The sequence below is a fragment of the Frankia sp. CgJB1 genome, assembly GCF_977947065.1.
This window is the reverse complement of sequence record NZ_CDWTNB010000001.1, coordinates 1-19,721: the sequence shown is the minus strand read 5'-3', so window position 1 is coordinate 19,721 and position 19,721 is coordinate 1. Positions and strand designations below refer to the sequence as shown.

Annotated in this window: 19 protein-coding genes, 4 tRNA genes and 1 pseudogene; 8 read left to right on the top strand and 16 right to left on the bottom strand. The window is 68.6% G+C overall.

Annotation, left to right across the window (positions count from 1 at the left end):
- Window positions 1–811: 811 nt before the first annotated feature.
- The 7 genes from rplL to AC08OT_RS00090 form a co-directional block, all read right to left on the bottom strand.
- Entirely contained in the window at window positions 812–1,204 is a 393-nt protein-coding gene (gene rplL, locus AC08OT_RS00120) for a 50S ribosomal protein L7/L12 (protein ID WP_011435031.1), read from the bottom strand.
- 103 nt (window positions 1,205–1,307) lie between these two features.
- Window positions 1,308–1,871, bottom strand: a complete 564-nt coding sequence (rplJ, locus tag AC08OT_RS00115) for a 50S ribosomal protein L10 (protein ID WP_476591742.1) — start codon at window positions 1,869–1,871, stop codon at window positions 1,308–1,310.
- Between the two features lie 387 nt (window positions 1,872–2,258).
- Complete coding sequence (gene rplA / locus AC08OT_RS00110; protein WP_476591741.1) at window positions 2,259–2,975, bottom strand: 50S ribosomal protein L1; 717 nt, start codon at window positions 2,973–2,975, stop codon at window positions 2,259–2,261.
- Between the two features lie 137 nt (window positions 2,976–3,112).
- The gene (gene rplK / locus AC08OT_RS00105; RefSeq protein ID WP_476591740.1) at window positions 3,113–3,547 is read right to left on the bottom strand and encodes a 50S ribosomal protein L11; all 435 of its coding nucleotides are present in this window, start codon (window positions 3,545–3,547) and stop codon (window positions 3,113–3,115) included.
- A gap of 35 nt (window positions 3,548–3,582) precedes the next feature.
- Window positions 3,583–4,389 carry a transcription termination/antitermination protein NusG gene (nusG, locus tag AC08OT_RS00100; RefSeq protein ID WP_476591739.1) on the bottom strand — a complete coding sequence of 269 codons (807 nt, stop codon included), beginning with the start codon at window positions 4,387–4,389 and terminating at the stop codon, window positions 3,583–3,585.
- Window positions 4,390–4,545: 156 nt separating this feature from the next.
- Window positions 4,546–4,713, bottom strand: coding sequence for a preprotein translocase subunit SecE (secE, locus tag AC08OT_RS00095; protein ID WP_476591738.1), 168 nt, complete (start codon window positions 4,711–4,713; stop codon window positions 4,546–4,548).
- Window positions 4,714–4,858: 145 nt separating this feature from the next.
- Window positions 4,859–4,931: transfer RNA gene (locus tag AC08OT_RS00090), tRNA-Trp, on the bottom strand.
- Between the two features lie 350 nt (window positions 4,932–5,281).
- On the opposite strand from AC08OT_RS00090, the gene AC08OT_RS00085 reads away from it, so the two are divergent.
- Window positions 5,282–6,490, top strand: coding sequence for a pyridoxal phosphate-dependent aminotransferase (locus AC08OT_RS00085; RefSeq protein ID WP_476593215.1), 1,209 nt, complete (start codon window positions 5,282–5,284; stop codon window positions 6,488–6,490).
- 46 nt (window positions 6,491–6,536) lie between these two features.
- Here the strand turns inward: AC08OT_RS00085 and AC08OT_RS00080 are convergent, their stop codons facing one another.
- The 5 genes from AC08OT_RS00080 to AC08OT_RS00060 all read right to left on the bottom strand — a co-directional run bounded on the left by AC08OT_RS00080 (window position 6,537) and on the right by AC08OT_RS00060 (window position 8,277).
- Window positions 6,537–6,965, bottom strand: coding sequence for a MaoC family dehydratase (locus AC08OT_RS00080; protein ID WP_462185741.1), 429 nt, complete (start codon window positions 6,963–6,965; stop codon window positions 6,537–6,539).
- Between the two features lie 99 nt (window positions 6,966–7,064).
- Window positions 7,065–7,526 carry an FAS1-like dehydratase domain-containing protein gene (locus AC08OT_RS00075; protein WP_476593216.1) on the bottom strand — a complete coding sequence of 154 codons (462 nt, stop codon included), beginning with the start codon at window positions 7,524–7,526 and terminating at the stop codon, window positions 7,065–7,067.
- 238 nt (window positions 7,527–7,764) lie between these two features.
- Entirely contained in the window at window positions 7,765–7,929 is a 165-nt protein-coding gene (gene rpmG, locus AC08OT_RS00070; protein ID WP_009740545.1) for a 50S ribosomal protein L33, read from the bottom strand.
- A 94-nt stretch (window positions 7,930–8,023) separates the two neighbouring features.
- Window positions 8,024–8,100, bottom strand: a tRNA-Met gene (locus AC08OT_RS00065).
- A 101-nt stretch (window positions 8,101–8,201) separates the two neighbouring features.
- Window positions 8,202–8,277, bottom strand: a tRNA-Thr gene (locus AC08OT_RS00060).
- A gap of 419 nt (window positions 8,278–8,696) precedes the next feature.
- Between AC08OT_RS00060 and AC08OT_RS00055 the strand changes: the two genes are divergently transcribed.
- Together AC08OT_RS00055 and AC08OT_RS00050 are read left to right on the top strand one after the other, a co-directional pair.
- Window positions 8,697–10,202: a GH25 family lysozyme gene (locus tag AC08OT_RS00055; protein ID WP_476595899.1), complete on the top strand. Its 1,506-nt coding sequence runs from the start codon at window positions 8,697–8,699 to the stop codon at window positions 10,200–10,202.
- A gap of 178 nt (window positions 10,203–10,380) precedes the next feature.
- Entirely contained in the window at window positions 10,381–10,938 is a 558-nt protein-coding gene (locus AC08OT_RS00050; RefSeq protein WP_476593218.1) for a DUF7144 family membrane protein, read from the top strand.
- A 25-nt stretch (window positions 10,939–10,963) separates the two neighbouring features.
- On the opposite strand, the gene AC08OT_RS00045 is transcribed toward AC08OT_RS00050, so the two are convergent.
- Entirely contained in the window at window positions 10,964–11,416 is a 453-nt protein-coding gene (locus AC08OT_RS00045; protein WP_476593219.1) for a gamma-glutamylcyclotransferase family protein, read from the bottom strand.
- Between the two features lie 139 nt (window positions 11,417–11,555).
- Between AC08OT_RS00045 and pyrE the strand changes: the two genes are divergently transcribed.
- Window positions 11,556–12,089 carry an orotate phosphoribosyltransferase gene (pyrE, locus tag AC08OT_RS00040; protein ID WP_476593220.1) on the top strand — a complete coding sequence of 178 codons (534 nt, stop codon included), beginning with the start codon at window positions 11,556–11,558 and terminating at the stop codon, window positions 12,087–12,089.
- 110 nt (window positions 12,090–12,199) lie between these two features.
- Here the strand turns inward: pyrE and AC08OT_RS00035 are convergent.
- Window positions 12,200–12,284 (bottom strand) — tRNA-Tyr (locus tag AC08OT_RS00035).
- Between the two features lie 186 nt (window positions 12,285–12,470).
- On the opposite strand from AC08OT_RS00035, the gene AC08OT_RS00030 reads away from it, so the two are divergent.
- Window positions 12,471–12,959 carry a YajQ family cyclic di-GMP-binding protein gene (locus AC08OT_RS00030; protein ID WP_476593221.1) on the top strand — a complete coding sequence of 163 codons (489 nt, stop codon included), beginning with the start codon at window positions 12,471–12,473 and terminating at the stop codon, window positions 12,957–12,959.
- Between the two features lie 227 nt (window positions 12,960–13,186).
- Here the strand turns inward: AC08OT_RS00030 and htpX are convergent, their stop codons facing one another.
- Together htpX and AC08OT_RS00020 are read right to left on the bottom strand one after the other, a co-directional pair.
- Complete coding sequence (htpX, locus tag AC08OT_RS00025; RefSeq protein WP_476595901.1) at window positions 13,187–14,059, bottom strand: zinc metalloprotease HtpX; 873 nt, start codon at window positions 14,057–14,059, stop codon at window positions 13,187–13,189.
- A gap of 40 nt (window positions 14,060–14,099) precedes the next feature.
- Window positions 14,100–15,179: a Rossmann-like and DUF2520 domain-containing protein gene (locus AC08OT_RS00020; protein WP_476593223.1), complete on the bottom strand. Its 1,080-nt coding sequence runs from the start codon at window positions 15,177–15,179 to the stop codon at window positions 14,100–14,102.
- A gap of 554 nt (window positions 15,180–15,733) precedes the next feature.
- Between AC08OT_RS00020 and AC08OT_RS00015 the strand changes: the two genes are divergently transcribed.
- The 3 genes and pseudogenes from AC08OT_RS00015 to AC08OT_RS00005 form a co-directional block, all read left to right on the top strand.
- On the top strand, window positions 15,734–17,620 hold the full coding sequence (locus AC08OT_RS00015) for a 2-oxoacid:acceptor oxidoreductase subunit alpha (protein ID WP_476593224.1): 1,887 nt from the start codon (window positions 15,734–15,736) through the stop codon (window positions 17,618–17,620).
- Window positions 17,617–18,678, top strand: a complete 1,062-nt coding sequence (locus tag AC08OT_RS00010; protein ID WP_462203830.1) for a 2-oxoacid:ferredoxin oxidoreductase subunit beta — start codon at window positions 17,617–17,619, stop codon at window positions 18,676–18,678. The genes AC08OT_RS00015 and AC08OT_RS00010 overlap by 4 nt, the downstream gene beginning before the upstream one ends.
- Window positions 18,679–19,155: 477 nt before the next feature.
- Window positions 19,156–19,721 (top strand): annotated as a pseudogene (locus AC08OT_RS00005) (hypothetical protein); the annotation flags it as partial.

Here is a 19,721-nt window from a genome sequence, read left to right as displayed (position 1 = left end):
GTCAGGTGATCAGTGTCTCGCTACGGTTGTCAGGAACGGCGGCGGGGGGTGCCCCACCGGTGAGACGATGGCCGCGGGACGTGGAGGCCGACCCCCGGGCGTCCTGCGTAGCGGATGTGCGGCCGACAACGGGCACGCGAAAGCCTCGCCACGGCATGTGCGCGCGGCGACACGAGTGTCCGCTGAGAACAACGGATCGGTGTATGGGCAAAGGTCTCGCTCAGGGTCCTCGGTGTGGCAGCCGTACAGCCGTGCCACACTCCGGCACGACCAGCGCGCCTCCGCATCGTCCCGGACCGACCGCGAGTACCGCTCCGGACCACGTAACCGGAAACGCCTCACGGTGCATACCAGCCCCCGAACAGGGCCGACCGTCACCAACGGCACGGTGTCGGCGAGGTCGATACAACGAGAAGGGCAGCGCAAACTAGCAGTGTAGCCGAAGGGCACACCGCTGGCAAGGATCTGCGTGATGGGACCACGCAGGGAGGACGTAGCGCACCGCATCTGCTCCCGACGAGGGTTCGCAAACTTGATGGAACTCCGATCCACAGAGGCCGTCAACCCCCTTCGGAAAACGTCACGAACGGACCCGACCTGCCCATATCTGTGCATCGGGCCGCCTGCGGTGGACCTTCCGGGCCTTCCAGACAGCACGTGCCGGGGCACCGCAGAGAGGTGCCCCGGCACGGGGGTGTCCGCCACGGCCACGCCGAGCGGCCGCAAGAGACGCCCCGCCCGGCGACGGACATCGCCGGGCGGGGCGTCCCAGGGCAGCGAAGTGCTGCCGGTACTGCTCGAACTGCCGGTACTACTTGACGGTGACCGTGGCGCCGGCGCCCTCGAGGGCCGCCTTCGCCTTGTCCGCCGCCTCCTTGGCGACCTTCTCCAGGACCGGCTTCGGAGCCCCGTCGACGAGGTCCTTGGCCTCCTTCAGCCCGAGGCTGGTCAGCGCACGGACCTCCTTGATAACCTGGATCTTCTTGTCACCGACGGATTCAAGGATGACGTCGAACTCGTCCTGCTCCTCGGCGGCCGGCGCCTCGCCGCCCGCACCACCGGCGGCCGGGGCTGCGGCCACGGCGACCGGAGCCGCGGCGGTGACGCCGAAGGTCTCCTCGAACTGCTTCACGAACTCCGAGAGCTCCAGCAGGGTCAGTTCCTTGAAGGCGTCCAGCAGCTCTTCGGTCGACAGCTTCGCCATGGTGGCGGTTCCTTCCTTGTCATGCCTGATTCGGGGTGGCCTGCTCGTGACTGCGAGCGACCTGGTTGTGACCTCGGGGCGGCACCATGGTGGCGCCGTTCGGCTATTCGGCGGCAGCCTCGGCGGCCGGCTGCTCGGCGGCGCCGGCGGACTGGCCTTCACGCTGCTCGCGCAGCGCCTCCGCAAGCCGGGCCACCTGGGACAGCGGAGCGGCGAAGAGCCCGACGGCCCCGGCCAGCGTGCCCTTCATCGCCCCGGCCAGCTTCGCCAGCAGGACCTCGCGGGACTCGAGATCCGCAAGCTTGCGAATCTCGTCGGCGGTCATCGGCTTGCCCTCGACGAAGCCGCCCTTGAGCACCAATGCCGGGTTCGCCCGAGCGAAGTCGCGCAGGCCCTTGGCCGCCTTGACCGGGTCGCCGCTGACGAAAGCGACAGCGGTCGGCCCGACGAACAGGTCGTCGAGTCCGGTGACCCCGGCCTGCTCCGCCGCAATCTTGGTCAGAGTGTTCTTGACCACGGAGTAGCGCGTGCCCTCGCCGAGGGCACGCCGCAGCTCGGTGAGCTGGCTCACCGTCAAACCGCGGTACTCCGTGAGCACCGCGGCGGTCGAGCCACGGAACTCCTCGACGATCTCCGCCACCGCGGCGGTCTTCTCAGCTTTCGCCATGGGGCTCCTTCGGGGTGTCGGCTGGTCATCCGGAAACGCCCTCGGAACATGACGAACGCCCCGGCGCAGGCGCACAGGGCGTGAAGAGCGGCGGTGGCGATACCGGGTGCGTCACCCGGCTGCGTGCATCCGTCACGGAGCTTCCCGTCCGTCACCTGCACGGGTCGCCCGGAGAACCCGGGGCCTTCGGCCGTCGGTCGAACCGGACGAGGAGTGACTCTCGACGGGAACGGAGACGGCAACCAGCGGTCTTCGGTGTGGAACTGGATATCAGTGTACGCGATTGTTGTCCGCGGCTGTTCGTCGCTGTTCGCCCGCCCGGCGGCCGCACGCATGGCTTCGCGCGGCGGTGCTTCCGGACGGGCGAGAGCCTCCGGACGGGCCGGATCAGGCGGCGGCACCCTCGTCGAGCAGGTTGCGGGTGCGGTTCGGGTCGACCGGGATACCCGGGCCCATGGTGGTCGTGAAGGTGACCTTCTTCAGGTACCGGCCCTTGGCCGCGGACGGCTTCACCCGGACGATCTCATCCAGGGCAACCGTGTAGTTCTCGATCAGCTGGGCGTCAGTGAAGTTCGTCTTCCCGATGACGATATGCAGGTTACCCTGCTTGTCTACCCGAAAGTTGATCTTTCCACCCTTGATGTCGGAGACGGCCTTGCCGATGTCCAGCGTCACGGTGCCGGTCTTCGGGTTCGGCATCAGGCCGCGGGGGCCCAGGACCCGAGCGATCCGACCGACCTTCGCCATCTGGTCGGGCGTCGCGACGGTCGCGTCAAACTCCAGGAAGCCCTCCTGGATCCGGGCGACCAGGTCGTCGCTACCGACGATGTCGGCCCCGGCCGCGCTCGCCTCAGCGGCCTTCTCCCCGGCGGCGAAAACGGCGACGCGGGGGGACTTCCCGGTGCCGTGCGGCAGGTTGACCGTGCCACGGACCATCTGGTCGGCCTTACGAGGATCGACCCCGAGTCGGATCGCAACCTCGACCGTCGCGTCATACTTCGTCGTCGAGGTCTGCTGCGCGAGGCGGACCGCCTCCAGCGGGCTGTAGAGGTTCTCCAAGTTGATCTTCTCGGCCGCGGCGCGGTAGGCCTTGCTGCGCTTCATACTGTCTGTCTCCTCGTGGTGATGGCGGACGGCCGTCGAAGGGGCGCGGCGACGTGGACACGTCCTGTCCACCCGGCACCTGCGCCCGGCCGCCCTCCCACTGGTCGGTCCGGTGGTGGGGGAAACTCGAGGGCGTACTACTCGCCGACCGTGATACCCATGGATCGGGCGGTACCAGCGATGATCTTCTCGGCGGCCTCGATCGAGGTGGCGTTGAGGTCCGGGAGCTTGGTCTGGGCGATCTCGCGGATCTGCGCCGCGGTGAGCTTGGCAACCTTGTCCCGGTGCGGGATGCCACTGCCCTTCTCCACGCCCGCGGCCTTGAGGATGAGCCGCGCGGCCGGCGGGGTCTTCGTGACGAAGGTGAAGGACCGGTCGTCGTAGACGGTGATCTCGACCGGCACGACGTTGCCGGCCTGCGACTCGGTCGCCGCGTTGTACTGCTTGCAGAACTCCATGATGTTCACGCCATGCTGACCCAGCGCGGGGCCGACCGGCGGCGCCGGGGTGGCCTTGCCGGCGTTGATCTGGAGCTTGATGATCGCGGTGATCTTCTTCTTCTTGGGAGGCATGTGCTCGTCTTCCTACCGGGGTTCTACGGAGCGGATCAGATCTTCGCGACCTGATTGAACTGCAGCTCGACGGGCGTCTCCCGACCGAAGATCGAGACCAGCACCTTCAGCCGCTGGGCGTCGAGGTTGATCTCGCTGATGGTCGCCGGGAGCGTGGCGAAGGGGCCGTCCATGACGGTGACGGACTCGCCGACCTCGAACTCCTGCACCCGGACGATCTCGACCTTCTTCTCCTTCGGCGCAGCCGGGGCGAGGATCGAGAGGACCTCCTCCCGGCGCAGCGGGGAGGGCCGGTTGGTGAGCCCGACGAACCCGGTCACACCCGGGGTGTTGCGGACCGCCGACCACGACTGATCGGTCAGATCCATCCGGACGTAGATGTAACCCGGGTACTTCTTCTGCTGGACAAGCTGCCGCTTGCCGTTCTTGACCACCGGGACCTCCTCGGTGGGCACCTCGATCTGGAAGATGTAGTCCTCCATGTTGAGGCTGGAGATCCGGGTCTCGAGATTGGTCTTGACCTTGTTCTCGTACCCCGCGTAGGAGTGCACGACGTACCACTCGCCGGGCGCGTCCTCGATCGCCCGCCGCAGGTCATCGGCGTCGTCGGCATCGTCGTCCGTCAGGGCCGGCGGCACCGTCCCGACCGCCGGGGAGGCCGGGAAAGCACCCTCGGGGGCGGGATCGGTCTCGGGATCGGTCTCGGCGGCGGCGTAGACGTCGCCAAGTTCGGCGCCAGCGTCCGTGCTCGCCACCTCGTCGTGCTCGAACGCCGCGAGGGGATCGAGACGGGCGAGGGCCTCCCCCTGCTCGGAAGAGGCGTGCTCGGGCGACTGGGACACGCGGACGATCCTTACTCTCGTGAACACTTCTGCTGCTGTGGACCCGCGGAGCGGCGCTGCGCGGGCGTGGGGCCGGACGGGCAGCCGGCTCGCCGACGGGCAGCTCCAGCGACCACCGCCTGCCTCGGCCCCGGCCTGTCCGGCCGGTGGGGCCCGTCAGCCGAAGACCGCGAGAACCGCCTTCGTGAGGCCGAAGTCGAGGGTAGCCACGAACGCCGTCATCACGCTGACGAAGACGAGCACGACCAGCACATAGGTGATCAGCTCACTCCGCCCGGGGTAGACGACCTTCCGTAGCTCCGCCATGACCTCGCGGATGAACACAAGTGGCCGATACCGACGTCGACCCGCGGCACGCGTAGCCCGCTTGGGGCGCGGTGCCGCGTCACGGGTATCGGTCGCCACTCAACTCCACCCACTCCGTCATCGGACCAGTCAGGTCATCGGACCAGCCAGCTGTCGAACAGCGCAGGGGCGACAGGACTCGAACCTGCAACCGCCGGTTTTGGAGACCGGTGCTCTACCAATTGAGCCACGCCCCTAGACACACACCCGGATCCTTGCGACCGCTACGCCACCATACCCCGGCTATGCGCTACGTAGCACATAGCCCAGACGTAGTGCATAGCTCAGCCGCACGGTGATGTACCGGAATGGGTACCTGAGCGGATCGAGCATACCCCTTTGCCGCCTGGACTCCGCGTACGGCGATCGCGTCGAGGGGCAGCGGGGGCCCGAGGCGGCAGCGGGGGGCAGCGGGGGCTGGCAGCCTGTCACGGAGGTTCGAACGGATGCGGCCGGACGGGCCGGAGGACCGTTGCCGGAGGGTCCGGACGGATCCCGCGGTACGTCCGCGACGTGCATCCGACACACATGTGACAGCCGTGGCAGCATGACGGCCATGAGCAGGATCTCGCACCGCATCGGGGGGATCGCACCCTCCGCAACGCTCGCCGTCGACGCCACCGCCAAGGCGATGCGCGCCGCGGGCCGCGACGTGATCGGGTTCGGCGCCGGGGAACCGGACTTCCCGACCCCGGACCACATCGTCGCCGCCGCCGAGAAGGCATGCCGCGAGCCCCGCATGCACCGCTACAGCCCGGCCGCGGGCCTGCCGGAGCTGAAGCAGGCCATCGCCGAGAAGACCGCCCGAGACTCGGGGGTGATCGTCTCACCGAGCCAGGTCCTGGTGACCAACGGCGGCAAGCAGGCTGTCTACGCGGCGTTCGCGACGCTGCTCGACCCGGGGGACGAGGTGCTCCTGCCCGCCCCATACTGGACGACCTACCCGGAGTCGATCCGGCTGGCCGGGGGTGTCCCGGTCGACGTCGTCACCGGTCCGGAAGCCGGGTACCGGGTGACGGTGGAACAACTGGAGGCGGCACGCACCCCGCGGACCAAGGTTCTGCTGTTCAACTCCCCGTCGAACCCGACCGGCGCCGTCCACACCCCCGAGGAGATCCGCGCGATCGGGCGGTGGGCCGAGCAGGCCGGGATCTGGGTCATCAGCGACGAGATCTACGAGCATCTGGTCTACGGCGAGACGAGGTTCGCCTCCGTCCTCGCCGAGGTACCCGAGCTCGCGGAACGCTGCATCATCGTCAACGGGGTCGCGAAGACCTACGCGATGACGGGATGGCGGGTCGGGTGGCTGATCGGGCCGGCGGACGCCGTGGCCGCCGCGACCAACCTCCAGTCCCACGCGACATCGAACGTCTCGAACGTCGCCCAGGCCGCCGCGCTCGCCGCGGTCGCCGGCCCGCTGGACGCGGTCGCCAAGATGCGTACCGCCTTCGACCGCCGCCGGCAGACGATGCACCGTCTGCTGTCGCAGACGCCCGGGATCCGCTGCCCACTGCCCGACGGGGCGTTCTACTGCTATCCGTCGGTGCAGGACGTGCTCGGACGCACCCTGCGCGGCCGTACCCCCACCACGTCCGCGGATCTGTGCCAGCTGATCCTTGAGGAGGCCGGGGTCGCGATCGTGCCGGGTGAGGCCTTCGGGACTCCCGGCTTCGCTCGACTGTCCTACGCGCTGAGCGACGACGATCTCGTTAAAGGAGTCAGCCGCCTCTCCGCCCTGCTTGCCGAGGCGGCCTGAGGCCGCCGGGCAGCCCGGCGGCCAGTCCCCCGCCGCGCGGCAGGCCTCAGCGCAGCCGGACGGTCGCCCGGGCCGCCATCAAGACCTTTTTGCCGTCGCATCGGGTGGTGAGATTCACCACTACCAGGTTGTCGTCGAGCTTCTTCTCGACCACGCCACGCACGGACACCGTCGCGCCGACACCGTCGTCGGGAACGATCACCGGGGAGGAGAACTTCACCCCGAACTCGACCACGGCGCCTGGGTCCCCAAGCCAGTCCGTGACCAGCCGCGCGGCCGTAGCCATGGTCAGCATGCCGTGCGCCAGCACTCCCGGCAGGCCGGCCTCGGCGGCCGCCCGATCGCTCCAGTGAATGGGGTTGAAGTCGCCGGATGCACCGGCATACCGGACAAGATCATCCCGGCGCAACGGGAAAAGCCGCTCCGGCAGCTCGGTGCCGACCTCGACGTCGTCGTAGCTCACCGTGGCGGTCATCGTTCTCCAGATCGTGAGGACGCCCGGGGTCGCCCGGAACGTGCGCAACGCGCAGTCGCCGGAGCCAAGCGGGGCCGGCGGGACTGCCGGCAAAGGTGTTCATCGGTGCCTCGGCGGAGCCGTCCCGCGCGAGACCAGCCCACACACGCCGGTGGCGACCTGCTCTCCGTAGATCGTGGCGAACTGGTAGTTGACGACGAGCACCTCGTTGGTCCCCACGGCCCGGATGCCGGTCAGGGTCGAGGTGCAGATCAGCTCGTCGCCGGCCACCACCGGCCGAAGCAATACGAAACGTTCCTCGCCGTGGACGACCAGGGAGAAGTCGAGGCCGAGCTCCGGATCGTCGGTGGGCACCCCGAGGGTTCCGGGGATCACTGTGATGAGGAACGTGGGTGGGGCCACGAAATCGGGATAACCAGCGGCCTTCACGGCCTCCAGATCGTGGTACAGCGGGTTGTCGTCCCCGATCGCTTCGGCGAACCTCCGGATGTGCTCGCGCCCGACCTGGAACGGGACGGAGGAGACCGAGCTTCGTCCCACGAAGTCCTGATTGAGCGGCATCGCAACTCCGATCGCGCCATCAGCGGGATGACCAGGGTGTCTCTACGTGGTTACCACATCGCCCGCCACCGGTCGATAATCTGGGCCGGCATGCCAGCTAGCCGGCCCAGGACTTCCCTGACCGGCTACCGGGGCGGAACATAGATAAGTACACGAAGGATTCAGCGACCCCGCCACCCCGCCTGTCCACGTGGGGACAGGCGCCCGGACACGCCGATGGGCAGCCGCCAGAACGACGTCAGCGCGTCTCGCGGTGCTCCGTGTGCTTGCCGCAGTTCGGGCAGAACTTCTTCAGTTCGAGGCGGTCCGGGTCGTTGCGACGGTTCTTGCGCGTGATGTAGTTCCGGTGCTTACACACCTGACACGCCATTGTGATCTTTGGGCGGACGTCGGTGGCGGCCACAGCGTGATGCCTCTTCCTGAGTCGGTTACTGAACAGGTCGGGCGGCGTGGCGAACCGCGATCCCGCACGGGCTTCGCGGCAGGCCGCACCCTGCTGGTAGCGGTGGCCGGACTTGAACCGGCGACACAGCGATTATGAGCCGCTTGCTCTGCCAGACTGAGCTACACCGCTGGGATGGTCCACCTGGTTGCGGCGGCCCGACCAACATCTTACCCCGCGGGAGGACCGGCGGACACATCCCCCCGGACACGAACCCACCCGAAGGCGGAACGTGGAGCCCCTTTACGGAATCGAACCGTAGACCTTCTCCTTACCATGGAGACGCTCTACCAACTGAGCTAAAGGGGCGAGGTCGCGGAGCTCAGATTACACGACGACGGGCGGGGTTGGGTGGCCCCCTCACCCGCTTCGCCCCCGAACCCACCGATCCTCCCCGGCGACCGATCCTCCCCGGCGACCGGCGCGAGGGCCTCCGTAGGCCACGTCGGCGCTACGCGGGTCGGAAACGACCCCCCCGTCCTGGTCGCCAGGTCCGCCCCATGGCACGCCAGTACGCCCGACCCTCACTCCGTTCCATCGAAACATGCGGAGATTGCCGGCGGGAACAACTAGCCGTAGCAACCTACTTGGACGCCACTCACGCTGATAGCTGTAAGTAATCTCTTCGATGCTTAGCGTATGGAGTACCTGTTGGTACGCCGCTGCCGGCGTAGCCAACTGCCTGGCGAGCCTCCCCAGCATCGCCTCCCGAGCATCGAGGGTTGCCCATGCGTCCTACGCACCGTTCCAGCCGGTATCCGACGACGCGCAAGGTCCGGCCCGGTCCCACCGCCGACGACACCGTGCCGACGACCACCACCCTGCCGACCACCGCTCTGCCGACCACCGCCCCCACGCCTGGCCGCCCGGATGAAGAAGGTCACGGCCCTCCGTCGGGGTCGGCGCGGCGGCGGGTCGACACCCGCCCGTCCCTGCTGCCGATCCCCCTCCCCCGGCGGGTGACGAGCATCGCGGCGCTGGCCATCACCGCGGGGGCATTGACCGCGACCACCGGAGTCGCCCAGAGCGCGGTGCCGTCCCCGACCTGGCCACGGGGGATCGACGTGGCCTCCTGGCAGCATCCCGGCGGCAGCCCCATCGACTGGATCGCAGCGCGCGGCTCCGGCCTGAGCTTTGCGATCATTAAGGCCACCGAAGGAACGAACTACACCAATCCGTACTTTGCCGCGGACCGGGAGGCGGCCGCCAAGGCCGGTCTGGTGGTCGGGGCCTATCACTACGCGCGGCCGGCGCGGCCGATCTCGACCGCGGTGGACCAGGCACAGCGCTTCATCACGGTGAGCGGGCTGACCCGCGCCGCCGGGCAGCTGGCCCCCGTGCTCGACCTCGAGGACGACGGAGGACTCGATCCCGCCGCGCTGGCCGCCTGGACGAGGGCGTTCCTCGAGAAGATCGAGACCGAGACCGGCCGGGCGCCCATCCTCTACACGTACCGCTCGTTCTGGACCAAGAAACTGGCGGACGACCACAGCTTCGCCCGGTATCCGTTCTGGTTCGCCATCTACAACAACAAGGCGACCCCGGGCTGGCTGCCCGGCGGCTGGACGAAGTGGGCGCTGTGGCAGTACACCTCGAGTGGAAATGTCCCGGGGATCATGGGCAACGTCGATCTGAACGTGCTGTGCTGCACGCCGACCGCGCTCGCCGCACAGGCCGACGGCACCCACAGCGAGATCGAGAAGTGGTACGCGACCGCCGGGCTGAGCCGTCTGGCCGTTGGGACGCCCGTCGACAGCGAACTGCCCGCCGGCGGTGGCGGTCGCTGGCAGCGCTACTCCAACGGCCTGGCCTTCTGGTCCGTGGCGACCGGCGTACGGGCCCTGCACGGATCCATCGCGACAAAGTTCCTGGAGCTGGGCGGAACGAACAGCTTCCTGCACCGACCAGTGAGCGGTGTCGAGTACGCCACGGCCTCGGAGACGCTTCAGGCGAGGTTCCAGGGTGGCTGGATCTACTGGCACCCGGCCATCGGCGCGCACGAGGTCCACGGCCGCATCCTGCAGACCTATCTGGGCCTCGGTGGCACGACGTCGAGCCTCGGGCTTCCGATCACCGACGAGTACTCGGTCCCAGGCGGACGGGAGAGCGCCTTCCAGTTCGGCAAGCTCCGCTGGAGCGCGGCGACGAACGCGGTCACGACACTGCCCGCCGGCAAGAGTGGGACCGGCAGAAGTGGCGTGGGTGCGGCGGGTGGCGCCGGCAGCGCTCCCTGATCGTGTCCCGGGCCGGCGAGAACCATCTCCGGCCCGACGGACACGACGATGGGTGACGGCGGTCTACCGTGGGTATCGCACCTACGCGGCGGAGAGGTAGTCGTATGACCACCGAACAACGACGGACCGCACCATGCGGGCAGAGCGATCCGCCGCGAGTACGACCGGGGAGGATGAGATGGCAGGAACACGGGTGGCACGCCCGCTGAACGGATGGCTCACCTTCGCCGCCGTCATCATGTTCATCGTCGGCTTCCACAACCTGATCTACGGCATCGCGTCCCTGCGCGACTACACCGTCGTAGTGAACAACCTCAACGGCGGGGCCAGCGTGATCTACGCCGACACCACCTTCTGGGGCTGGTTGTGGATCGTGGTCGGCGTCGTCGAGATACTGATCGCCTTCGGCATCGCGGCCCGTAACGAGGCCGCCCGCTGGGGAGGTGTCGCAATCGCGACGATCAACGCCATCGGGCAGCTGGCGTTCCTTGCAGCGTTCCCGGTCTGGTCTGTCGTCATCATCGCGATCGACGTAGTCGTCATCTACGCACTGTGCACCTACGATGCTCCTCGGGCCAGAGCCGGGTACGAGGAGCCGTATCCGAGCGACCAGGCCGGGGTCTCCGCCGGGCGTGAGGCCGGAGTCGGTCGCCTCGCCGAGACCGGTGGCACCCGGGTGACCTCCGGGGGCGGCATCCGGCGCGAGGAGGGTCCGCGGCCGCCCACCACCGGCTGAACGGCGGCTCGCGGTCAGCTCGCGGTCAGGGTGCCGGATCTGCCAGCCCCGCCCGCCAGGTGACGCATCGCAAGGCGTAGTCGGTGAGATGACGGTCGGCGAAGACGCGGGCGTCCCAGTTCTCCGGCATCGCCTCGGCGAGATCGCGCCAAAGGTAGGCCATGGCGGGTAGCCCGTCGGCCAGGACCAGCGGACGGGCTTCGTAGGCCTCGCCTTCGAAGGCATCGAGGATTGCCCGTTCCCGTGGGGCGAGCCCCAAGAGGACGAGGCCGGCGGTGGCCCGATCCGGCCCGTCCGCCTCGGCCGTGGGCACGAGGCCCGGATAGAGCCGGTCACGCAGCCGGGCGGCCCGCCAGCCGGTGACCGTAGCGGGCCCCGGCTGGGGCACGCGTCCGATGAGCGCCCGCACGACCTCGGGGAACAGCAGCGTCCCGTGGACGAACAGCGGGACCGCGCGCTCCGTCTCAGCCGACGACATGAGGCCACGGTAGTGCCCCGGCCGTGGCGGCCCACGAGCCACGGTTTCTGGTCACCGGTCACCGGTGACTGTTTAACGACCACCGGTGACCGTCTGCGGCCGGCATCCCGGCTGGGAACCGGTCCTAGAGTGAGCAGACGTGAACGACAACGCGGCGCTGGCCGCCCAGGTTCGGGCTGCTTCCCATCTGACCGGGACATTCCTGCTCCGGTCGGGTCGGACAAGCACCGAGTACTTCGACAAGTACCTCTTCGAAGCCGACCCGGCGCTGCTCGCCGCGGTGGTGGCCGGACTCACCGAGTTGGTGCCGCCCGGCGCGGAGATCCTCGCCGGACTCGAACTCGGCGGAGTGCCCCTCGCGACTCTGCTCTCCCAGCGCACCAGCCTGCCCGCCCGGTTCGTCCGGAAGAAGGCCAAAGAATACGGCACCCGACGCATCGCGGAGGGCGGTGACGTCACCGGACGCCACGTCGTCCTCCTCGAGGACGTGGTCACCTCCGGTGGTGCCGTGCTCGACGCGACCCGGGTACTGCGGGATGCCGGAGCGGTCGTGGAACACGTGCTCTGCGTGATCGACCGGCAGGAGGGCGGCCGGGAGAGACTCGCCGAGCTCGGTCTGACGTTGCACCCCGTCCTGACCCGGGCGGACCTAGATGCCGCCGCGAACACCTGACCGCCCGGCGACAAGGAGCATCCGCGACCGCACGCACACAGGCCCGGAGCGATGCCCCGGGCCTGTGGATCCGAGCCTGTACAGAAGCATGATCCCCGGGAACTGCGGGATGGTGGCAGGTGATGGATTCGAACCATCGTAGGCTGAGCCGACGGTTTTACAGACCGCTCCCTTTGGCCGCTCGGGCAACCTGCCGTCGCGGAGGAGCATACCGGTCCCGACGGAGCATCGTGATGCCGCACCACCCCGCCGCAGCCGCCGACGATCGATTACAACGGTGAGTAGCGGCTCACGAGACGAAGGCCGCGCACCACGATCACGCACAGCGCCCGACTCCACACGATCCTCACCCACATCGAACCGGCCAGGAGGTCCGCACACGTGGCAGATCCATCTTTCGACATCGTCAGCAAAGTTGACGCCCAGGAGATAGACAACGCCGTCAACCAGACGGTCAAGGAAATCCGGACCCGCTTCGACTTCCGTGACACCGGCGCATCCGCGACGCTGTCCGGCGAGTCGATTCTGCTTGTAGCGAACACGGACGAGCGGGTCAAGGCGGTGCTCGACGTGCTTCAGGAGAGGTTCGTCAAACGCGGCATTTCCCTCAAGGCCCTGACCTTCGACGAGCCCAAGCCGTCGGGCAAGGAGCTCCGGTTGCCCGTCACCGTTCAGCAGGGCATCGCGGAGGACAAGGCCAAGGCCATCGCCAAAAAGATCCGGACGGATGGCCCGAAAGGGGTACAGGCCCAGATCCAGGGTGATCAGCTACGGGTGACCGGGAAGAAGCGCGATGACCTGCAACGCGTGATCCAGATGCTCAAAGCCGAGGACTTCGAAGTTCCCCTCCAGTTCGTCAACTACCGCTGACGCGACGGAAAAGCTCGAGACAGGGCGCACCCCGCCCGATGGGGGTTTCGGGCGGGGTGCTTGCGGCGGAACCTGGGGGGTTTGTTCCGCCGCGGTCCTGGTTGTGAACCGACGCCGTTTCGGCCGGCAGTTCGCGGTTAGCGGTTCAGGGTTAAAGCGTACTCCGAGTACTTCGGGGTGTTGCCGCGGCGACGCGCCGCGGACAACATCGTGGTCATCAGGCCCGGTCACCGATACGGATTCATGCGTGACATCTGTTCGAGACGCGCGATCCGCTCGTTCATGGGTGGATGAGTGGAGAACAGCTTCCCGACCCCCCCACCCCGGAACGGATTTGCAATCATGAGCGCGGCGGCGGGGCCGAGCTTGGAGGTCTGCGGCAGGGGCCGCGCCGCGGTGCCGGCGTCCAGCTTGCGCAACGCGTTCGCCAGCCCGATCGGGTCACCGGTGAGCGTCGCGCCGGACTCGTCGGCCTGGTACTCCCGGGACCGACTGATCGCGAGCTGGATGATCGTCGCCGCGACGGGACCCAAGATCATCAGCAGCAGAAGCTCGAAGATGCCGGGACCGTCCTCATCGTCCCGCCCGCCGAAGATGGCCAGGAACTGAGCCATATTCGCCAGATAGACGATAATACTGGCAAGGGCCCCGGCCACCGAGGCGATCAGGATGTCCCGGTTGTAGACATGGCTGAGCTCGTGACCGAGAACGCCGCGTAGCTCACGATCGTCCATAATCTCCATGATGCCCTCGGTGCAACAGACCGCCGCGTTTCGCGGGTTACGGCCGGTGGCGAAGGCATTGGGCGCCCGGGTCGGGCTGAGGTACAGCCGCGGCATGGGCATCCGGGCATTGCGGGCGAGATCCCCGACGATCGCGTAGAGCCGGGGCTGCTCGACCTGTGTCACGGGATAGGCCCGCATGGCCCGCAGGGCTATCCGGTCGGAGAAGAAGTAGGCGAAGCCGTTCATACCGACCGCGAGCACGAGCGCGATGGCCAGACCTCCGCGCCCGAACAGCGAACCCACCACGATGATGGCGGCGGACAGCACGCCCAGCAGCAGCGCGGTCTTCAGACCGTTGAAGTGGCGGTGTGGCATGGCGATCAAGTGTCCGTCCTGTCGAACCGGTACACCTGTCTCAACGCGACGGCGCTGGCGGAACGTTCCCGTCGGGCGTGTGGCCACCGTCGCCCCCGGCCCGTACGGCCGCCGGCCCCCTGCGGGCCTTGCCCGGTCGGTCACCGAGCTCGTCCGGGACGGCTTCGCGCAGACGTGCGACCACGGCCGGGTCGAGCAGCCCGACCCGTTCGAGCTCCTCCGCGGTAAAGATCGCCAATCGTCGGTACACGGCGGCGATCCGTGGATCCAGCCGGTCGAGCGCGGTCAGATGTGCCACGACGGTGCCGAGATCACCGCGCCGCACCGGTCCGGTCGACGCCGACCAGCCGTCGGTCAGGGTGTTCGCCAGCGATGCCCGCAACAGCGGACCGAGCGCCGCGGCCGGATCGGGCACGCCCGCCGCGGCCAGCACCTCGCCGGCAGCCGCCACCAGGGTGGTCAGGAAGTTTCCGCCGAGCACGAGAGAGGCGTGGTAAAGATCCCGCCGGTCATCCGCGACGGGCAGAGCGATGCCGCCGACGTCGGTGACCAGGCGGCGGGCCAGCCCCTCGGCCACGGGATCGGCGGTGATCCCGAACGGGACACCGGCGAGGAGAGCGGAGTCCTCGATGATCCCCGGCAAGGTCATGATCGGATGAAGCGCGATACGGGCCGCGCCCACGTCACCGCCGGCCGCCAGGATGCCCAGACCGTGGCGCCCGCTGAGATGCACGAGTGTCCGGCCGGGCCCGACGGCTCCCGCCGCGGCCAGGTCCATGACGACCGGCCCGATCGCGTCATCGGGCACGGCGACGAGGAGGACCTCGGCCCGCCCGGCGACCTCGGCCGCCCCGCCGACCCACGCGTCCGGGAACAGGTTCACGGCCCTCGATCGGTGCCACGGCGAGCGCACTCCCACGGCCACTACCGGATATCCGGCCGCCGCCAGGGCGAGGCCCAGCGCCGTGCCGGCCCGGCCCGGCCCGACGATTCCCACCTTTTCCCGCGGCCTGGCCTCCCGCGGCCCAGCGCTCGCGGCCGTGAACGAAGGTGCGGCGTCGGGCCGACCGTCATCCGGACCGCTCGCGGCATCCGACTGCTCGTCCGGGCTATGCGTCATGTCCCGATGCTCCCCGCTTCTGAGCCGGCCGCTTCTGAGCGGGCCGCCCCTGATACCTGACCACCCGCCGACCCCGGCCACCCGCACGGCCACCATGCCCCGACGCCGGGCCTCACCGGACATACAGCCACAAGCCGCCAGGCGACTACAATCGGTAACATCTCGGATCAGGCCAGGTCGCCGGCAAGAGCGAGCTCACCGCTCCGGGCGCCCGACACAAAGATCACCCTGTCGATTCCCTGACACGCCAGGCCTCCCCCGAAATTGTGGAAAGCATTACCGGAAGCGCATTGAACCGGATCCGGCCGATCATCTCCATCGGGCGGTACACCCCTTCTGACCAGCGATATCAGGGTCAAGACCCGCCAGCCGGACGATCGCAACGACAAAGACTATATACGTAGAGTTGGCAAACAATCACCATACGGCGCGACGGATACGGAGACCGAGATCGATCGTCCACGAGGATGGAGCGATCGAACTCGGCGGTACGGTGCGCGCGCATCATTGATACGGCCGGTAGGCTGGAACGGTACCCGAGGAGGTCACTGAAGGTGTCAGAGCAGGTCAGGGAGAGGGAGACCCGCCGGCTCGACCGAGTCGTCGTGCGCTTCGCGGGCGACTCCGGCGACGGTATGCAGCTCACCGGAGAACAGTTCACCAGCGAGACGGCAGCATTCGGCAACGACCTGTCGACGATTCCGGACTTCCCTGCCGAAATCCGCGCCCCAGCCGGCACGCCGGCCGGCGTGTCCGGCTTCCAGCTACATTTTTCCGATCACGACATTCTTACCCCGGGTGACGCACCGGACGTACTGGTCGCAATGAACCCGGCGGCCCTGAAGGCGAATCTGAAGGATCTGCCGCCTGGAGCCAATCTCATTGTCAACACCGATGCATTCACCGGCAGCAACCTCAAGAAAGCCGGCTATACGACGGATCCGCTGGCCGACGGCACGCTGGATGCCTACACGGTGCATCGGGTGCCGCTCACCTCGATGACCATCAACGCGGTGCACGCCGCCGAGGGCGTCGGTACCGGGGTCAACAAGAAGGAGGCCGAACGAGCGAAGAACATGTTCGCCCTGGGCCTCATGAGCTGGCTTTACCACCGGCCGACCGAGAGCACCGTCGGCTTCCTGGAGAAGAAGTTCGCCAAACGGCCCGAGATCGCCGCGGCGAACGTCGCGGCCTTCCGAGCCGGCTTCAACTACGGCGAGACCACCGAGTCCTTCTCGGTCACCTACGAGGTGGCGCCGGCCCGGATGAAGGCCGGTACCTACCGACGGATCACCGGGAACACGGCACTGTCCTACGGTCTGATCGCCGCCGGCGAGCTGACCGGCCTGCCGGTGTTCCTCGGCTCCTACCCGATCACCCCGGCCTCGGACATCCTGCACGAGCTGAGCCGGCACAAGCGGTTCGGCGTGCGGACCTTCCAGGCCGAGGATGAGATCGCCGGCATCGGCGCCGCGCTCGGCGCCTCCTTCGGCGGGTCGCTCGGCGTGACGACGACCTCCGGCCCGGGTGTCGCGCTCAAGAGCGAGACCATCGGCCTCGCGGTCAGCCTCGAACTGCCGCTCATGATCGTCGATATCCAGCGCGGCGGCCCGTCCACCGGCCTGCCCACCAAAACCGAACAGGCCGATCTGCTCCAGGCGATGTTCGGCCGCAACGGCGAGGCTCCGGTTCCGATCGTCGCGCCGCGCTCCCCGGCGGACTGCTTCAACGCCGCGATCGAGGCCGCCCGCCTGGCTACCAAGTACCGCACGCCGGTGTTCCTGCTCTCCGACGGCTACCTGGCGAACGGCTCGGAGCCGTGGCTGCTGCCGACCCGCTCGGAGTTGCCGGACCTGAGCGTCGCCTTCGCCACCGAGCCGAACCACACCGGGCCGAAGGGGCCGGAGTTCTGGCCCTACCTGCGTGATGCGGAGACCCTCGCCCGGCCGTGGGCGGTCCCCGGCACGCCGGGCCTGGAGCACCGTATCGGCGGCATCGAGAAGTCGGACGGCCAGGGTGCCATCTCCTACGATCCGACCAACCACGACCGGATGGTGCGGCTGCGCGCGGCGAAGATCGACGGCATCGCGAACGATGTCGCGCCGCTGGAGGTGGAGGACCCGTCCGGGCAGGCCCGGCTACTCGTCCTCGGCTGGGGCTCCACCTACGGCCCGATCGCGGCCGGCTGCCGCCGGGTCCGCGTCAAGGGCATGCACGTCGCTCAGGCACACCTGTGTCATCTCAACCCCTTCCCCGCCAACACCGGGGACATCCTGCGGTCGTACGACAAGGTGCTGATTCCCGAGATGAACCTCGGGCAGCTGCGGACCCTGATCCGGGCCGAGTACCTCGTCGACGCGATCGGCTACAACCAGGTTCGCGGGCTGCCCTTCAAGGCCGCGGAGCTGGCGGGCGTCTTGGAGGACGTGATCAACCAGTGACCGTCACGACGAATCGCAGCGGCATCAGTAACCGGCTGCTCGACTTGGTGCCGGCCGCGCCGGCCCAGCAGAGCCGCAAGGACTTCACCTCCGACCAGGAAGTGCGGTGGTGCCCGGGATGCGGCGACTACGCCATTCTCGCCACCGTCCAGGGCTTCCTGCCTGATCTCGGGGTGGCCCGGGAGAACATCGTCTTCATCTCCGGGATCGGCTGTTCCTCACGGTTCCCGTACTACCTGCAGACGTACGGGATGCACTCCATTCACGGCCGGGCACCGGCGATCGCCACCGGGCTCGCCGCCTCCCGTCCCGACCTGTCGGTCTGGGTCGTCACCGGGGACGGCGACGCCCTGTCGATCGGTGGGAACCACCTGCTGCACGCGCTGCGCCGCAACGTCAACCTGAAGATCCTCATGTTCAACAACCGGATCTACGGACTGACGAAGGGGCAGTACTCCCCCACCTCCGAGATCGGCAAGATCACCAAGTCGACGCCGTTCGGCTCGCTGGACCGGCCGTACAACCCCGTGTCGCTGGCGCTGGGGGCGGAGGCCACGTTCGTCGGACGGTCCATCGACTCCGACCGGGCGCACCTGACCTCGGTGCTGCGCGCGGCCGCAGAGCACCCCGGCACCGCCTTCGTGGAGATCTTCCAGAACTGCAACATCTTCAACGACGGCGCCTTCGACGCGCTCAAGGAGCGGACCAGCCGGGACGACGTGACGCTGAAGCTGGCCCACGGCGAGCCCCTTGTCTTCGGCACCGAGGGCGACAAGGCCGTTCGACGGGCGCCGGACGGCAGCCTCGAGGTGGTCCCGGCGGGCAGCCCGGACGTCCTCGTCCACGACGCCTGGGCGGCCGATCCGAGCCAGGCGTTCGCGCTGTCCCGGCTCACCGGCGACTCGCACGGCGTCACCCCGATCGGCATCTTCCGCGACGTCGACGCGCCGACCTACGACGAGGCGTTGAACGCCCAGATCACCGACGCCAAGACCCGCCAGGGCGACGGGGACCTGATGTCGCTGATCGCCGGTGGGGAGACTTGGACCATCGAGTGATCTGAAAACCGTCCGCTGATCTGATCAGCACTCCACAGCCCGTGGCCCGGCCGTTCGCATTCTCCCGGTATCGAACCCGTGGCCATCCCGCGGCGGCTTCCTGTTTTCGGCGAACGTCCGATCCGACACTCCGGCCCCGCGCGCCGCGCCCCGGACGGCCGGGCAGAGCCCGCAATACCACAGAACTATGTCATTGATAATGCCGCTTGGCAGCTATCTTCCGGGTAGTGCGCCACTCCGGCACCTTCCGGTAAGGTGACATCGCGCGTGGGGGTGCCGTGTGGCCCGGGGGGGCTCACAACACCGATGCAGCCGGAGGCGCAGTGCGGGTTCATCGAGCCCTATGCCCACGGTCCGTGGCGACTCCGCGTTCGCCTATGGGCACCATCAGCATGACCGTTCCGATCACGGCCGGTCGCGCCGGGCAACCCCGCTGCTCGGTCGGCGTCGTCGTCCGGACCGCTCCCGGAGGTCGTCGTGGGTAATCATTCGGCCGGTCGGCATTCACGCCAACGCCAGGAAGTCGCCAGGCAGGCCACCGGCCGCCATTCGGCCGCGGCACCGACGACCTCCACCGCGGCAGCCGCGTGGTTCCCACCGCCGACCCCGCCACGGCCCCCGGTCGCCCCACCCGGCGAGCTCGACACGATCACCGGACCGCTGTCGGTGAGCACCTCCGCCCGCCGGGCCCGGGAGGCCACAGCCAGCCGGGTCGGCGATGCCGCCCAGCGTCGCCGGCCGCTGGACACGCTGTCCCGGACCGGCCGGCCACGGTTCGCCACGACGACCACGACGGCCGCCGCCGGGGTCCAAGCCGGCGGCACCCTCGGCACCCTCTACGAACCCCTCCACGTTCCCGGGCCCACCTCCCCCACCGGGAGCCACCGGCCCGCCGACATCCATCCGGCGAGCCCGCCCGCCGAGAGCCCCGGCCGGATGCCCGGCGCGCACCGGGCACCGGCCAGTCGGCGGGGCAGCGGGCGGGTGCGGCTCGCCGCGGCGGGAACCGTCTCGCTCGCCGGGCTGTCCGCGCTGGTCGCCGG

Excerpts from the sequence above, each read along its gene's own strand:
- rplL (WP_011435031.1), bottom strand. The coding sequence starts at position 1,204 with ATGGCGAAGCTGTCGACCGAAGAGCTGCTGGACGCCTTCAAGGAACTG.
- rplJ (WP_476591742.1), bottom strand. The coding sequence starts at position 1,871 with ATGGCGAAAGCTGAGAAGACCGCCGCGGTGGCGGAGATCGTCGAGGAG.
- rplA (WP_476591741.1), bottom strand. The coding sequence starts at position 2,975 with ATGAAGCGCAGCAAGGCCTACCGCGCCGCGGCCGAGAAGATCAACTTG.
- rplK (WP_476591740.1), bottom strand. The coding sequence starts at position 3,547 with ATGCCTCCCAAGAAGAAGAAGATCACCGCGATCATCAAGCTCCAGATC.
- AC08OT_RS00085 (WP_476593215.1), top strand. The coding sequence starts at position 5,282 with ATGACGGCCATGAGCAGGATCTCGCACCGCATCGGGGGGATCGCACCC.
- AC08OT_RS00080 (WP_462185741.1), bottom strand. The coding sequence starts at position 6,965 with ATGACCGCCACGGTGAGCTACGACGACGTCGAGGTCGGCACCGAGCTG.
- AC08OT_RS00075 (WP_476593216.1), bottom strand. The coding sequence starts at position 7,526 with ATGCCGCTCAATCAGGACTTCGTGGGACGAAGCTCGGTCTCCTCCGTC.
- AC08OT_RS00055 (WP_476595899.1), top strand. The coding sequence starts at position 8,697 with ATGCGTCCTACGCACCGTTCCAGCCGGTATCCGACGACGCGCAAGGTC.
- AC08OT_RS00050 (WP_476593218.1), top strand. The coding sequence starts at position 10,381 with ATGGCAGGAACACGGGTGGCACGCCCGCTGAACGGATGGCTCACCTTC.
- AC08OT_RS00045 (WP_476593219.1), bottom strand. The coding sequence starts at position 11,416 with ATGTCGTCGGCTGAGACGGAGCGCGCGGTCCCGCTGTTCGTCCACGGG.
- htpX (WP_476595901.1), bottom strand. The coding sequence starts at position 14,059 with ATGCCACACCGCCACTTCAACGGTCTGAAGACCGCGCTGCTGCTGGGC.
- AC08OT_RS00020 (WP_476593223.1), bottom strand. The coding sequence starts at position 15,179 with ATGACGCATAGCCCGGACGAGCAGTCGGATGCCGCGAGCGGTCCGGAT.